This is a genomic window from Neptunomonas concharum (genome assembly GCF_008630635.1).
Classification (GTDB): Bacteria; Pseudomonadota; Gammaproteobacteria; order Pseudomonadales; family Balneatricaceae; genus Neptunomonas; species Neptunomonas concharum.
The window spans coordinates 271,758-286,307 of record NZ_CP043869.1 but is presented as its reverse complement, the minus strand read 5'-3'; the positions used below and the strand labels follow the sequence as shown (position 1 = coordinate 286,307).

The following is a 14,550-nucleotide window of genomic DNA, read 5'->3' as shown; positions in this document are numbered from 1 at the left end:
TTTAAAATAGATGACTAAGATTAACCGAACCTTTTTAATGCCAAAATACTGGCCAACCTGGCTGGGGCTCGGCTGTTTATACGCTTTGTGTTTACTTCCCTACCGATTTCAAATACACCTTGGAAAATACCTTGGCGACCTGATGTATCTTGTATTTCGCAGCCGCCGGCATATCACCGAAGTCAATATACGGCTGTGTTTCCCCGAAAAATCTCCGCAACAGCAGAAGCGCATGGTGAGGGAGATTTTTCAGCACAACGCCATTGGTATGTTGGAAACCAGTATGGCTTGGTGGATGTCAGATAAACGTTTAAAGGTGAATGTCACTTTTAAAGGCCAGCACCATATAGAAGAAGCCTTGGCTCAAAATAAAGGCGTTATTCTTCTCGGTGGCCACTTCTCAACATTAGATATGGGAGGGCGTTTATTTACGCGATTTTTCCCAGCTGATGTCATGTACCGGGAACACAACAACCCTCTCATGGAGATCATTATTAAAGCCTCACGAGAGATTCATCTTACACAAGCCATTGAGAGAGAAAGCCTACGTAGTGTGCTGCGGGCGCTCCGCAAGAACCATATCGTCTGGTATGCACCGGATCAGGACTTTGGGCCTCGCCATTCGGTGTACGCTCCATTTTTCGGTATTGATGCAGCAACAATTACGGCCACCTCTCGCATGGTTAAATTAAACGACTCACCTATTTTAATGCTCGCCCACCACCGAACCCCAGACAATAAAGGCTATGAGCTGGAAGTGTTCCCTATCATTGGCGACTTCCCAAGAGGAGATGATGTAAAGGATGCCACTCGCATCAATGCGGAGCTAGAAAAAGGCATTCGAAAAGATCCAACGCAATATATGTGGGTACACCGCCGGTTTAAGACCCACCCTAAGGGTAAAAATTACCTTTATCGACGCAGTCGTTAAACTTGAGAAAGGCTATCCCTAAAGCGATCGTGCTGTTGTGCAATAACTTGCTGATGAAACAAGTGCAGTGCCCTTTGATGCGCCTGTTTTGCAAGCCTTTCTGCATCGCTAGGCTGATCAATAAGATGCTGTAACGCTGCGGAAATCTCTAGTGGCGACTCTGGATCAATAATCAAACCATCACTGCCCACAACCTCAGCTAATCCGCCTCTATCTGAACTGACCAAGGCACAGGATGAACTCATGGCTTCTAGCGCTGTTCGGCCGAATGGCTCTTCCCAAATAGACGGAACCACAGCGATTTTTGCTCTCTGGTAACATGCCATCACCGCTTTGTGGGGAATAGCATTAAGATACTGCACTTGTTCGCCTAAATCGGCTAACTCTGCCAGCACCGCTTTTTCATAACCGGTCGTCGGTTGAGTATTGCCAAAGTGTCTTGCCCCAACGAACACTGCGCACCAATCAGGGTGATTGGGTAATACCGTTTTGAGAGCACGTGCAAGCTGCAAAACGCCTTTTTCGGGAATGATCCGACCAACAAAGAGTATCTGTTTCTCTTTCTCTGTATAGCTTTGAAAGATGATGGGATCAATGCCATTATGCAGGACATGCACCTTATCACCACCTTCTGTGAGACCATCAAGAAACCTGTTCTTAACGAACTCACTCACTGCGTAAATACAGGCCACCTTGGACAGCAGTTGACGGCGCTCCTCAGCCGTTTTAGATCCTTTCATACCCAGCGGGTCATTATGCAAATACAGGCAGTACTTGTGCTGCGGCACTCGATCACTCAGGTGCATCAGCAAGGGAATTCGATTATGAACTTCGACAATGCCCGCTGGCTGTCGCTTCAGCCACGTTTTACAAGCCCCTGCGTAAGCTCGGCTACGACTTCGTAGACGATATAAAAAAGGCGCTACAGGATGAAATGGAGCACCACTCATCGACTGAGAGCAGGCATCGCCGATCACCGTCGGAGTATAGTCGCTATGCTGGCTCATTGAATTGACGACAATGGCAACCGCCCCGCCATTGTATTCACTGAAATACTCACCTGGCGGAAGAAGGATATACACTGGCTCACGCTGCATGGATCAGATCCCGATAAAAGGCTTCTATCTTGCCCGTTTGAGTCACCAAGTCGAAATCCTCTAAGTTGTAATCTAAACGCTGCTTTTTATCGTGGTACTCATCATAGGCAGCGACTAGTGCCATCGATAGCTGATTAACATTACCTACATCAACCAGCTTGCACAGACCAGTCTTGGCGCTAATTTCCAACGGCCCCTGAGACCTTGTCATGATAACGGGTAAACCACAACTCATCGCTTCCAAGATGACTAAACCAAACGGCTCAGACAAAGATGGCAACACGAAAATATCAAACAAGTCATAGTAGGGGGCGATATTCTCAACGACCCCGGGCAAAACAGTCGTGAATGTAGACTGCTTTTTTATCTCAGCTCTTAATGGCCCGTCACCAACCATTACTAAATAGGTATTCGGCAATTGAGCTTTCACGAAAGCTTGCAACAACAAATCCAAACCTTTCTCATGAGCGAAACGCCCTACGGCACCAATAATAAAAGCATCGTTACTAATATCGTGTTTTGCTCTTAAAGCATCGCTACCTAAAACAGAATCCGCCCGCAGAGCAGGAACCCAATTATTGATCACCCTCACTTTGCCGGAGTATTTAGCCAACGCTGACTGCTGCCACTGCGCAATACACACCAAACCATCAAAGGCTGAAAATTCAGTCTGATACTCCATATGCAGAGTTCCCACTTTGGGTATACGGGGAAACAGTCTCGCAATATATTTGGCGTCACGTTTATGATGAGAATGAATAATATCAGGTGCGTAGCGGTAAACACTCCACAACATCCAGGGTTGTGGATATGAACGAGGCACTTTGAACACGCGAATTCGGCTATCCAACCAGCTCAAAAATGATAAACCATTCTCAAGCTGGTGATCGCAGCGTACCAGAATAGCAACATCATGCTGCTTCACCTGTTGATTGCAAAGGTCCGCCACATAACGTTCGGTTCCCGCCATACCTTTAGTAAGAATCGTATGTAATATTCTCATAAAGCCTTTTTAGACCGAGCTTCATAGGCAATAATTAAAGCTACCATAAACCAGAAAAAGACCCATTCTACATCGGCACTTTTAATCAATGTAGAGAAATCAAATAATCCTACCCACGTAAAATAAAAGAACAGACCAACTGGAAGAAGATCACGTTGATTGAGCCAGCAACTAAACGCGCTAAAACATATCGAAAGCCATACTAATATCAATAACGTTAAACCGACGATACCACCATAAAGCAGGTGAGATATAAATATATTATGGGGATGCACATAGGAAACACCTGATGGTAATATAACTTCTCTTTCAGGGTATATCCCAAAACCAAATATAGGGTGAAGTGACCAATCCCTGAGCGCTTGCTGCCATATTTCATAACGAACATCCTGCAGTGTTAGCATACGCGAAAAAATATCAGCATAATAAACATAAGCAAGCCCTATTATCGCAGCTACCAACATAGCCAGAATGCTTCTAATTTTTCCCTTTAATAACAAGCAAGCACTGATACTAGCCAGTGTAGCTATTAAAATACCACGGGTTTGCGAAAGCAAAACAAATACCATAAAAAGCATCATGGCTATATAAGCAAGCCACCTGTAACGCTTAATTTTATCTAAGCAGCAAAACAGCGTAACCAGAACTGCACCATACATAACCGGAGATTTAATAGCATGGCCCCCGCGATCAAATCCTTCTAAGCGAGACTGCCAATCATTTCCTAAATGGATATAGTAATAATAAATAGACAGCAATACGCCTATAAAAGCTCCCAACAAAAGGCCTCGAAGCAAGTATTCTTGATAACCCTGATTCCAAAGCCAAGCTAGCGAGATAATAAAAAATAAAACCAGCAACTCTTTCCTTACTATATTATAGACTGCATCGATATCGGGACCCTGACTCCACAAGAGAGATACCAAAAAATAAAGAAGAAAGAGATATAATGTTTTAATGGTTCTCGTTTTTAATAGCTCCACTGGTTTATTATCAAAAAAAACAAACAAGTAAGGCAGCAAAACCAAAATATAGTAAAAGTTACGATGTATGGAATTACTAGGAACAAAGAAGAACATGGCCAAGAAAAAAGACATTGAAACAGCCAAGAACTGTTCAGCAGTTATTTTACTTGGCTTTTCTAGAATTCGAGCCAGGAATTTAGTCATTCATCTCTCGTTTTATTTCTTGCTCAAATAGCTTCGCCTCTTTTAGAAAAGCATAAAACGCATTAATTACACTAGCGATAAATCCTCGACGTCCATTGAGACAGTTTCTACGAAAAAAGTAGGATTTCAAAAACATAACCGGAAACACACCGATCAACTTAAGCAAACTACTTTTTTTACCCTTATCAAACTTATCTAAGGCTCGGCTACTGGAGTACTGATTAATTTTATTAACCTTTACTGCTACAGAAAACTCTCCGTAGTGATTAACCACCCCCGATAATATGGCCACTTCGCCTTGCAAGTGGAGCGTTTCATGATCACGCTCTTCACCATATTGCCCTAAAGATGATTTAAATAAGCGGATATGGCGGTTTTTCTTCGTTTTTGGATGTATTTTTTCCCCCAGAAAAAACTCCTGAAAAGGAATGCTTGCACCTGCCACTTGATCTTCAGACACGACTTGGTCAATCTCTTTCTGAAGCTCGGGCGTCACCTCTTCATCTGCATCTAAATTGAGTACCCATTCATGCCGACACAGTGATTGCGCGAAAGCTTTCTGTTTTGCCATTCCTAGCCAGTCCTGATGATAGATACGATCAGTATATTGGCGAGCCAGCTCCAATGTTCTGTCCTTGCTGCCGCTATCTACGATGACAATATCATCGTACTGCTTCACACTTTCAAGGACACGAACGATATTGCGTTCTTCATTTTGAACCACCAAAAAAACACTGATCATACTCTGTATCTACCTCGCGTCATCGCAATATGAAACTGCAGTGCATTGGTACTGCGAAGAATGGATATCCGCTTAATTCTAAAAAGATCATTAAGTGGCTCAATACCTTTTTTAACGGTGACTGCACTTGTGAATCCACACTGTTTAACAAACGCTGCATTATCATCATGATATCGTCCAAAAGGGTACGCAAACGCCTGACAATAACCTACCAATTGCTCAACGTAGCTTTTAGAACGCCGAATCTCATCCTCTGCTATGGTTTTTTCTGCAGTCGACACATTAATGTGCGACATAGTGTGCGCCCCAAACTCAACCCGACCCGATGCATGCATCTCTTTAACTTGGTCGGTTGTTAAGAGATCCATGCCAGCAAACTCCGGGCTTAAAAAGATTGTTGCTTTTGCATCATATTGTTTGAGCAACGGAAACATTTTTGTGAAGTTATCGCGATAGCCATCATCAAAGGTCAAAGCAACCGCCTTATCCTCATGGGGAGATTGCACCAGCTCAGATAACGTGTAGAAGCGATAACCGCGCTGCATTAAGTATTTCAGCTGTGTTTCAAACTGTTCGGGAGTCACAACCAAGTCGGGTACTAAAGGCCCTACCTCCCTATTGATACTGTGGTACATCAATATCCTTGGATACCGATGGGACACTTTAGGGCGCCACCAGTTGTAGTGTGCCGACAGGTATAATCCACCAAGCAGCAATAACCCAATAATAAAAAACCACATACGAAACCAATCCTATAACAAACCCAACACCTGAATGTCGAATATCAATCTATCTTGATGAGCCAAGCATCTCGGTGACGATCGCCTGCAGATACTCCGCTGTCTCTTTCACCATATTATCTAGGGTTAACGTATCAGCCGCCCAAGCATACAAGGGAGCTAATTCATCATTACACGCATCCAAGCGCCCCAAGGCCCATTCGATGCGATTTGCTAATAGCTCTACATCTCCTTTGGGCACTAAATACGCTGCAGGAATGATTTCATTAGGCGCAGGCACATCCGTTGAAACAACAGGAACCGCCGAACGCAGCGCTTCTGCCATAACATAATTAAACCCTTCTTTATGGGAGGAGATGACTAGCAAGTCGGCTTCTTGTACGTAGGCTCCAGCGTTTTCAACAAAGCCCATTAAATGTACCTTTGCTGCAAGATCTAGCTCAGAGATTAAGTTCTCCAATAGTTTCTTTTCTGGCCCGTCTCCCATAATAACCAGATCAGCATCCATAGTTACCCAAGCTCGGATCAGGAGATCAAAACCTTTCACCGGTACCAAACGCCCTACCGCAAAAACTTTGGGCCGCTCCCCCATGCCTCGGATTTTATTCAGTACACTTTCATTGCCCTGTGGCGCTTGTAAAGCAGCAATACCATTGTAAATCACACGCGTACGAGGGCAGTTTACACCCATTAACACTCCTCGACTCACGCCAATAACAGCATCTGCTTTACTATAGAGCGCTTTATGCTTTTTCAAATTGTGAAGCGTCACCACACAAGGAGCCTTAAGCCAAGGCTTAACCATGAGCATCAGACGAGTTGCTTTACCCGCATGAGAATGAATGACATCCGGAGCGATTCTGTTTACTATTTTTACCAAGTCAATCAGTAGCAACGGATGGATCCTGACGCGAGTAAAATCCGTTGTATGTACCGTCACCGCAGATGTAAAACGATCTCTAAAGCGTTTATCCACTATGACATGAACCTCATGCCCCAGCTCAGCTAAGCCATTACACAGTGCAATAAAATGATTCTCTAGGCCACCCTCTTCATAGCTTGCCATGACCTCACAAATCACCATGCTCACCGCTCCCCCTGACTCTTAAAAGGCTGCACCAGCTCTTGATAAACTGCTAAAGTCTTATCCAGCATAGTCTTGCGGGTAAAAGCATTACTGGCCAAAGGAACACTGCTCTCTTCTAAAATGCGGCGAACCGTATCATCCAATGCCGACTCATCATTTAAGGCAACTCGCCCCTGAGGAAATATTTCAGACAGGATTTCGCCCACACCGCCATGATCATAGCCCACCGTTGGGATACCTAACCTCAGAGATTCCAGCACCGTGCGCCCAAAAGATTCAGGTTTGGTTGAAAGAGATAAAACCACATCACTGATCGAGTAAATCTCTTTAATATCTTTTCTCGCTCCGGTAAAGATCACGTCATCAACCAACCCAAGTGCTTCCACTTTTGCAACAAGCTCCTGCGCATACGCTTTTCGTTTAGGGTCTTCGCCACCCACAATTAAACCGCACACATCAATCCCTTGTGCTTTCATTCGATGAATCAGATCAATGAATACATGATGTCCCTTTAACCTTGTCAGGCGTCCTGGCAACGTGAGTACTACCTTACCCCGAAGCTGTGGATACTGCGTAAACCATGCTTCACACCACGTCTCGCTCGCTTTGTAACCGAACGGAAACGCATCCTGATCTACCCCACGAAAAATACGAACGACACGCTGTAAATCCGTTTGAGGGTAATTCTGCGCTATATAAGCTTTAACGGTATCGGAAACGGCAATAACACGCTCCCCTTTACACATGATCTCACTATACCAAGAGACAGAGTATAAACCGTGTACTGTCGTTACCAAGTGAGGGCGTGCGCTATCAGGCAGGCCACGCCATGCCAACCAAACAATCCATGCTGGCATACGAGATCGTAGATGGATAATGTCGGGCTTTTCCTGTTTTAACCACTGTCTTATTGCCCCTATATGACGCAGTGTCAATAAAGACTTTCTACCCAGATCACATTGGATATGTCGACTCCCAGCGGCTTCTAACTCAGCAACCATCGCGCCACCTGCCGAGATAACAAGCGATGTGTGGCCAGCGGCGACCAACGCTTCTGCCACCTCTAGCGTACCACGCTCTACTCCACCGCCGTTAAGGTCGGGCAATACCTGTACAACTTTCATAACCAACCTTTTTCCATGATTTTTTGTGCACAACGATCAGCTTCTCTTAAGGTACAAGACAACTCCGATAAGGTAGGACAAGCATCCAGCATTTTAACTTGCCCTGATACTTTCAATTTATTAACGCCCTCAACAACACGACTATCACCGAGTGGTTTTAACTGTATTAGCCCAACACCACATCCTGCACTTAACGCCTCATAAATCATTGACACACTATCTTCAGATACGACACATGCCGCCGCGCGCTGTAATTCCTCTTTGAGCCAATCGCTATCCGTATCCTCATGAGGAACGACTTTGAGCGTCTCAGGTAGCGATTTAAGCTCCGACTGAAATGAACTCAGCCAAGATTTAGGGGTTCTGCGCGAAGTAGCAATAGTCCACACTTTGTCATTATTTTTTTCAAGCCACACTCGAAGTTGTGAATTTACTGTATCGTTGTCCCACTCGAAATGTTTTGAGGGACCACCGAGTAACACCAAGGCTTGATTGACCCGCTTCTCACCCGGCTGCATTCGATTCAAAACACCCAAAGTTTCGATCACATCAGAACGTGCAGGTGGTTGATCGTGCTGAGGAATAATAGATAAATCAAAAAGTCCAACAGGCAGTGAGGGCTTCATCAAAAGCACCGTTTTAGCACGCCATGCCCAGCCATACACTAAGAGTGTCAAATGCGTTCGATGTCCGGCTGCAATCACCAAGCGAGGTCCTGCTATCGGCTTTTTCCACAAGCAACGGATTAAAAAGCCGAGCAAAGCTAAAGGGGTCGAAGGCTCAACAACCTGATAGGCCAAATTCGCGTTTTTACGCTGCAGCGCCTCCACCAGCCCCATTGACTGATTCAGATGCCCCGGCTTACCGTCACTGACGATACAGACATCATATCCTGATAGTTCGCTCAACAACCCGCCTGCCCAAATAGAAATAAAGTCCCCTATAATACGCGACTCCTGTTTAAACTCCCAATGACCTGCCTATTTATTCGCTTAGATAGAATTCCCTTTTCACCCTCGGGTGATTACAATCAAGAGCCATGAGTCAGCGAGTTAACGATGGGAGATACGTAAGCATAAAATTCCCTGATATTTTTGACTCATTTCACAACATTCTCCGTTTTCTTGAGGTAGAGCACATGGCAGCGTTTGGCACTGTTTTTATGCCAGAAATGGCAATCTCCTGGTTTGACAACTCTCAATGGAGTCCTGCCGAGTTCGTCTCCAGCGACAGCATTCAGTTACACCCTGGCGCGCATGTTTTGCACTACTCAAGTACCTGCTTTGAAGGGTTGAAAGCGTTCCGTCACGAAGATGGCTCTATCAAAATCTTCCGCATGGATAAGAATATCGAACGCTTTGCTCAGAGCAGCCGTTTACTGGCTTTGCCTGAAATTGATAAAGCGGCCACTGCAAAGATGATCATCGATATTGTGAAGCATTTTGCATCAGAAGTACCTGAGCCACCGGGGTCCATGTATATCCGCCCTACCCATATCGGCACAGAGCCCGCTATCGGAAAAGCGGCGGCGCCGTCTGTTTCTTCTTGCCAATATGTCTTGTTATCTCCTGTAGGCGATTACTTCTCAGGTGGTGACACAACACTTCGCTTGTTATTGGAAGAGAACGGTGCACGCTGCGCCGCGCACATGGGCATGATTAAGAGTGGCGGCAACTACGCTAGCGCTCTTCGTCCGATCATGAATGCAAAAGCATCACACAAAGCAGATCAAGTGCTGTTTTGCCCTAACGGCGATGTCCAAGAAACCGGTGCAGCCAACTTCCTGCTAATCGATGGAGATGAAGTTATCACCAAAGCGCTGGATGAAAGCTTCCTGCATGGTGTTACTCGCGCCTCCGTTTTAACCATTGCTCGCGACTTAGGCATGAAAGTTTCTGAGAGGCAACTCACGGTAGATGAGCTGCTGGAGCGTGCCGCCAAACCTGGTTGTGAAGCAGCGCTTTCGGGCACAGCGGCGGTACTCACCTCTGTCGGAACCCTATTGCACAACGACAAAGAATACAAAGTCGGCAACGGCGGTGTCGGGGCAACCACACTAAAACTTCGCCAAGCACTCAATGCTATCCAATGGGGAAAAGCGGAAGATAAACATGGTTGGCTAACCAGCATTTAAACGAGAAGCGTCTGTTTTTCGTGCTGAAATTAACAAGCCTGACACTAGTCAGGCTTGTTAAGGACTTCAAACCATAACATCCTGCCAAATACGTGTAACCTCGCCTCTAGCATCGCTGATTTCCGACTCATTAATCACATTAGACTGATCCTGTAATGTTAAACGATGCCCCAGCGCACGATAGGCTTTATAAGCTTCCCTGAGCAGTTCTGCGTCTTCTGCACTTAATAAAGCGGTTTTCTCGACGGCATCTAAAATACGAATATTATCTGAGTAGGTATAGAGATCCGGATATTGATGTCCATAGGCTAAGGCATGGTATTGCACGAGAAACTCTATATCGACGATGCCTCCCTGATCCTGCTTAAGATTAAAAGTCCCCTGTTGCTCGGCTTCTTTTTCGGATGTACCTAAATGGGTACGCATTTTTTCCCGCATCTCCGACACCGACTGCTTGAGCTCAGCCGAGTCTCGCTGCATTGAAACAATGCTAGCTCGCACTTGATTAAACGCCTCACCTAAGCGCTCAGACCCTGCCACAACTCGCGCACGAACAAGCGCCTGATGCTCCCACGTCCAAGCTTCTTTACGCTGATACTCCTCAAAGGCACTTAATGAGGAAACCAACAAGCCGGAATTACCCGATGGACGCAAGCGCATATCCACTTCATAAAGCTGCCCACCGGCGGTGAATGTGTTGAGGATATGGATAATCCTCTGCCCTAATCGAGTAAAGAAAACCGAATTAGCAATCGACTTATCGCCATCAGTAAACTGGTTAGGATCACAGTCATGAATAAACACTAGATCCAGATCCGAGCCGTAGGATAGCTCGATACCTCCCAGCTTACCGTAACCGACAATAATAAAATCCCGATCAGCAGGATCACCCTCGTTCTTGGTTGGACGTCCATGTTTTTCGACCATTAATCGCCAAGCAACATCCAAAACACTTTCTAGGATAACTTCCGCCAACCAAGTCAGATAATCACTGACCTTCATGAGAGGTAGTGCTCCGGTAATATCCGATGCCGCCACTTTCAATAGATGTGCACTTTTGAAATAACGCAACGACTCCATGACCTGCTCGACATCTTCCTCAGGCACTCTCAGCAACTGCTGCCTTAATTCTGCATTTAGCTGGGCCTTGTCGGGAGGCGAATAAAGCGAGTGAGGGTCAATCAGCTCATCCAGCAGCACCGGTTTTTTTGCCAACTGCTCAGCAAACCACACACTGCTTGAGCACAGTTTAACCAGTTGCAGCATGGCCGCTGGATTCTCCGCCAGCAACACCAGATAGGCGGAGCGGCGCAGCACCGCTTGTACCAACTGCAAAACCCGAGCTAATGTCTCTGTTGAATTTTCAACATGGGCAATCATCTCAAGCAGCGAGGGCAACACGGCTTTTAAGCGCTCCACCCCCGTCTGCTGCAAAAACTGAACGGTTCTGGAGGACTGTAAATCCGTTAACTGCGTTAACGCTTTTTGCGGATCATCATAGCCCTTTTCAGCAAGCAAATTGAGCGCCTCATCCTCCTGAAGCTGCTGCTCCCACAGTGCTATCCACTCTTTGCTATCGGAGCCATCACTTTGAGGCTCTTCAGCTGGGGCGATAACATCTGCAAAATGAGAGCGCACCGCAGCTCTATGCTTATCTAACTCGATAAGAAAAGCATCCCAATTTGCAAACCCCATACTAAATGCCAACCGTGCTTGTGCACTGGCATCAACCGGTAGTTCTTGTGTTTGCTTGTCAGCAACAGCCTGAATAGCATGTTCAGCATTACGTAAGAAGGTATACGCTTCTGTTAATTCCTCTACTGCATTTTCAGGCATACCCACCACTTCTGGCAGTAGCGGTAAAATATTGAGCAACTCTCTTTGCTGCAGTCGTGAGTCTCGGCCACCACGAATCAACTGAAAAGCCTGAGCAATAAACTCGACTTCGCGAATACCTCCAGACCCTAGCTTAACGTTGTTTTCCAGCCCTTTTCGTCTAACTTCGCGATTGATCATCTCTTTCATTTCACGAAGCGACTCAAAAGCGCTGAAATCAATATACTTACGATAAACAAAGGGGCGTAACGCCTGAAGTAAGCGCTCACCTTGCTGTTGATCCCCCGCAACAATACGCGCTTTGATCATGGCGTAACGTTCCCAGTCTCGACCATGATCTTGGTAATACAGCTCCATTGCATTAAAACTGCAGGCTAAAGGGCTAGCAGAGCCAAACGGACGCAGGCGCATATCAACACGAAATACAAAGCCATCACCATTAAGCGTATCCAAGACTTGAATTAATTTTTGCCCTAGTCGAATAAAAAAGTCTTGATTCGCCAAGCACTTTCTCGCCCCTTCTGTTTCCCCATTTTCGGAGAAACAAAACATCAAATCGATATCCGACGACAAGTTCAATTCATTGGCACCCAACTTGCCCATACCAATCACAACCATGTACTGCTGATGTTTGTTACCATCTGCATCTGGCCGGCTGAATGGTGTTCCCCAGCGTTCACAGGCAAAGCGGTACAAATGTTTCAAAGATACATCAATGAAGGTATCTGCCATCCAGCTGAGTTCTTTTGTGGTGTCACGCATACTGGCTTTGCGCGTTAAGTCTCGCCAAATAAGCCGAATCATTTCAAATTGACGCTGATCCCGAAGGTGCTTCATTAGCTCCTCCTCCGATACAGCAGACGCCGTCACCTCTTCCAACCGCTGGCGATAGTCATCGTGCTTATAACCTCGATCCAACGCACCACTTTCTAGCAAACTGCTAAGAAAGTGAGGATGCCTAACCAACTGATCGACAACAAAGTCACTGCCAATAATAACTTTGCCGAATTCATAGGCCTCAGCTTCCGTCAACAGCGCTGACCAATCTCCCAAAGCCTCCTCTAAGCGGTTATATTGGTGTCGTAAAAGCTCATGAAAATCGGCAGGGTATCGCGAAACATCTGGCAGTAGCATAGAAGGCTCCATCCATTACAAATGACATATCAACAGCTTACCAGAGTTACTAGGATTGCGGCATGACGCTTATCACAAGGTATGATGCTTTTTAGCCTGTTCGTAAAGTTGATAGCCTCGCTGGGCTTTGCTGATATCACTCGGTTCCAGTGCTGGCATCGCCTTACGCATCTCATCAGCAACAGATAACAGCCAGCCCACATCACCTTTTTTAAGCTCCAACTCTAGCTCACAGATAGGATCGGTGAGAAGCTCGCCATCTGGCCCCTCAACACTGACACGACCAACATCCAGCGCAACCTCAATCTCGCCGCTAGGGTGTTTTACCATCCAAACTGTGCGATTAAAATCCGTAGAAAATATTTTCTCTAACCGCGAACCCAAATCGTTAATAGACAAACCCGTTGGCCATTCCGCTTCATACAACCTAGATGGATCCAAAGCATCCTCAGAAAGTGGCCATTCCCATTCTTTACGTTGGTGAAGCCCCTGCGAACTGACACCTTGGGTCTTTAAAGTTTGAATAAAATATTGACCAGCCTGCCTAATCCTTAGGGCAATCTTATAATGTGTTAACGCGAGGTCAGGTGTATCAAAGTACCGATTTAAAAGCTCGTATTCCCCTGTTTTCTCAGCCGTTTTAATGAAAGGCAAGCCAGCAATAGTGTCTAGGTCAGAGGGCGGTAGTATCAGCTTTATCTCAGTTTCTTGGGCCATCACATCTTTTCCTATCTTTATATCTCAACTTTACATGGGAGTGATGAAAGTCAAAAGGTTACATTTTGGTTATATTTTTACTACAAATTGATGACATCTCCCCGTATACTGCGCGCGTTATCAAACCCATATAGGTGAAGGTCATGGTCACCAACAATCCGATTTTGCAAATGTTTGCACGCTCTCCGTTCAAACCAATGCAAGAGCATATAGCCAAAGCACAAGCTTGTGCTGTTGAGTTACTTCCTTTCTTTGAAGCAGTTATCGCTGATGATTGGGAGACTGCCCGAAAGATTCAGCATACTATTGCTGTGCTAGAGGGTGAAGCAGACTCTATGAAAAAGGATGTTCGCCAACACTTGCCTAACAGCATTTTCTTACCAGTACCTCGAACGGATTTACTTGAGTTACTGAGAATGCAGGACAAAATCGCCAATCGTGCTAAAGATATATCCGGCATCATGTTAGGCAGAGAAATGCCTGTTCCCGAACCGATTCAACCACTTATGTTGGATTTTGTTCGCTCCGCACTAGCCACCTCCGAGCAAGCCTTAAAGTCACTTAACGAGTTAGACGAACTTGTTAGCACGGGCTTTCGTGGAAGAGAAGTCGATGTTGTCGAACGCATGATTATTGAGCTAGATGATCTGGAACACAAGAACGACGAACTGGAGAGACAGATACGTTCGGAACTTTTCTCTATCGAAAAGCAGCTACACCCTATCGATGCAATGTTCCTTTATAAGGTCATTCGCTGGATAGGAGATCTTGCTGATCGCGCTCAGCAAGTCGGTAGCCGCCTACAACTTTTATTAGCTCGATAATCTTTAGCACAA

At 45.7% G+C, this 14,550-nt stretch carries 13 protein-coding genes; 3 read left to right on the top strand and 10 right to left on the bottom strand.

The genetic code is table 11. The features are described 5' to 3' along the window. The first annotated feature begins 10 nt into the window (after positions 1-10). Positions 11-931, top strand: a complete 921-nt coding sequence (gene lpxL, locus F0U83_RS01350) for an LpxL/LpxP family Kdo(2)-lipid IV(A) lauroyl/palmitoleoyl acyltransferase (RefSeq protein WP_138986160.1) — start codon at positions 11-13, stop codon at positions 929-931. Here lpxL and F0U83_RS01345 read toward each other — a convergent pair. Genes F0U83_RS01345 through F0U83_RS01310 form a run of 8 tightly spaced genes read right to left on the bottom strand, consistent with a single transcriptional unit; the run spans position 928 to position 8,801 of the window. After that, the gene (locus tag F0U83_RS01345; protein ID WP_138986159.1) at positions 928-2,028 is read right to left on the bottom strand and encodes a glycosyltransferase family 4 protein; all 1,101 of its coding nucleotides are present in this window, start codon (positions 2,026-2,028) and stop codon (positions 928-930) included. The two genes, lpxL and F0U83_RS01345, sit on opposite strands and share 4 nt — an antisense overlap. After that, positions 2,018-3,031, bottom strand: a complete 1,014-nt coding sequence (locus F0U83_RS01340) for a glycosyltransferase (RefSeq protein ID WP_138986158.1) — start codon at positions 3,029-3,031, stop codon at positions 2,018-2,020. Before F0U83_RS01340 ends, F0U83_RS01345 begins: the two co-directional genes overlap by 11 nt. Further along, complete coding sequence (locus F0U83_RS01335) at positions 3,028-4,200, bottom strand: O-antigen ligase family protein (RefSeq protein WP_138986157.1); 1,173 nt, start codon at positions 4,198-4,200, stop codon at positions 3,028-3,030. Before F0U83_RS01335 ends, F0U83_RS01340 begins: the two co-directional genes overlap by 4 nt. Next, on the bottom strand, positions 4,193-4,942 hold the full coding sequence (locus tag F0U83_RS01330) for a glycosyltransferase family 2 protein (RefSeq protein WP_138986156.1): 750 nt from the start codon (positions 4,940-4,942) through the stop codon (positions 4,193-4,195). Before F0U83_RS01330 ends, F0U83_RS01335 begins: the two co-directional genes overlap by 8 nt. Next, on the bottom strand, positions 4,939-5,682 hold the full coding sequence (locus tag F0U83_RS01325) for a polysaccharide deacetylase family protein (RefSeq protein WP_138986155.1): 744 nt from the start codon (positions 5,680-5,682) through the stop codon (positions 4,939-4,941). The genes F0U83_RS01330 and F0U83_RS01325 overlap by 4 nt, the downstream gene beginning before the upstream one ends. Positions 5,683-5,731: 49 nt before the next feature. Beyond that, the gene (locus F0U83_RS01320) at positions 5,732-6,766 is read right to left on the bottom strand and encodes a glycosyltransferase (protein ID WP_138986154.1); all 1,035 of its coding nucleotides are present in this window, start codon (positions 6,764-6,766) and stop codon (positions 5,732-5,734) included. Positions 6,767-6,768: 2 nt separating this feature from the next. After that, entirely contained in the window at positions 6,769-7,893 is a 1,125-nt protein-coding gene (locus F0U83_RS01315) for a glycosyltransferase family 4 protein (RefSeq protein ID WP_138986153.1), read from the bottom strand. Further along, on the bottom strand, positions 7,890-8,801 hold the full coding sequence (locus F0U83_RS01310; RefSeq protein WP_138986152.1) for a mitochondrial fission ELM1 family protein: 912 nt from the start codon (positions 8,799-8,801) through the stop codon (positions 7,890-7,892). Before F0U83_RS01310 ends, F0U83_RS01315 begins: the two co-directional genes overlap by 4 nt. Before the next feature lie 230 nt (positions 8,802-9,031). Here F0U83_RS01310 and F0U83_RS01305 point away from each other — a divergent pair, with 230 nt between their 5' ends. Next, positions 9,032-10,027, top strand: coding sequence for a branched-chain amino acid aminotransferase (locus F0U83_RS01305; RefSeq protein ID WP_138986151.1), 996 nt, complete (start codon positions 9,032-9,034; stop codon positions 10,025-10,027). A 66-nt stretch (positions 10,028-10,093) separates the two neighbouring features. On the opposite strand, the gene glnE is transcribed toward F0U83_RS01305, so the two are convergent. Beyond that, the gene (gene glnE / locus F0U83_RS01300; protein ID WP_138986150.1) at positions 10,094-12,997 is read right to left on the bottom strand and encodes a bifunctional [glutamate--ammonia ligase]-adenylyl-L-tyrosine phosphorylase/[glutamate--ammonia-ligase] adenylyltransferase; all 2,904 of its coding nucleotides are present in this window, start codon (positions 12,995-12,997) and stop codon (positions 10,094-10,096) included. Positions 12,998-13,069: 72 nt separating this feature from the next. Next, a complete protein-coding gene (locus F0U83_RS01295; protein ID WP_138986149.1) occupies positions 13,070-13,714 on the bottom strand; it encodes a CYTH domain-containing protein in 645 nt (214 codons plus the stop codon). Between the two features lie 143 nt (positions 13,715-13,857). Here F0U83_RS01295 and F0U83_RS01290 point away from each other — a divergent pair, with 143 nt between their 5' ends. Further along, positions 13,858-14,538 carry a TIGR00153 family protein gene (locus F0U83_RS01290; protein WP_138986148.1) on the top strand — a complete coding sequence of 227 codons (681 nt, stop codon included), beginning with the start codon at positions 13,858-13,860 and terminating at the stop codon, positions 14,536-14,538. The last annotated feature ends 12 nt before the right edge of the window (positions 14,539-14,550 follow it).

Bases quoted from the DNA above. Each gene is read 5' to 3' on its own strand.
- F0U83_RS01330 (WP_138986156.1), bottom strand. From the start codon at position 4,942: ATGATCAGTGTTTTTTTGGTGGTTCAAAATGAAGAACGCAATATCGTT.
- F0U83_RS01340 (WP_138986158.1), bottom strand. From the start codon at position 3,031: ATGAGAATATTACATACGATTCTTACTAAAGGTATGGCGGGAACCGAA.
- F0U83_RS01315 (WP_138986153.1), bottom strand. From the start codon at position 7,893: ATGAAAGTTGTACAGGTATTGCCCGACCTTAACGGCGGTGGAGTAGAG.
- F0U83_RS01290 (WP_138986148.1), top strand. From the start codon at position 13,858: ATGGTCACCAACAATCCGATTTTGCAAATGTTTGCACGCTCTCCGTTC.
- F0U83_RS01305 (WP_138986151.1), top strand. From the start codon at position 9,032: ATGGCAGCGTTTGGCACTGTTTTTATGCCAGAAATGGCAATCTCCTGG.
- F0U83_RS01295 (WP_138986149.1), bottom strand. From the start codon at position 13,714: ATGGCCCAAGAAACTGAGATAAAGCTGATACTACCGCCCTCTGACCTA.
- F0U83_RS01345 (WP_138986159.1), bottom strand. From the start codon at position 2,028: ATGCAGCGTGAGCCAGTGTATATCCTTCTTCCGCCAGGTGAGTATTTC.
- F0U83_RS01325 (WP_138986155.1), bottom strand. From the start codon at position 5,682: ATGTGGTTTTTTATTATTGGGTTATTGCTGCTTGGTGGATTATACCTG.
- glnE (WP_138986150.1), bottom strand. From the start codon at position 12,997: ATGCTACTGCCAGATGTTTCGCGATACCCTGCCGATTTTCATGAGCTT.
- lpxL (WP_138986160.1), top strand. From the start codon at position 11: ATGACTAAGATTAACCGAACCTTTTTAATGCCAAAATACTGGCCAACC.
- F0U83_RS01335 (WP_138986157.1), bottom strand. From the start codon at position 4,200: ATGACTAAATTCCTGGCTCGAATTCTAGAAAAGCCAAGTAAAATAACT.
- F0U83_RS01320 (WP_138986154.1), bottom strand. From the start codon at position 6,766: ATGGTGATTTGTGAGGTCATGGCAAGCTATGAAGAGGGTGGCCTAGAG.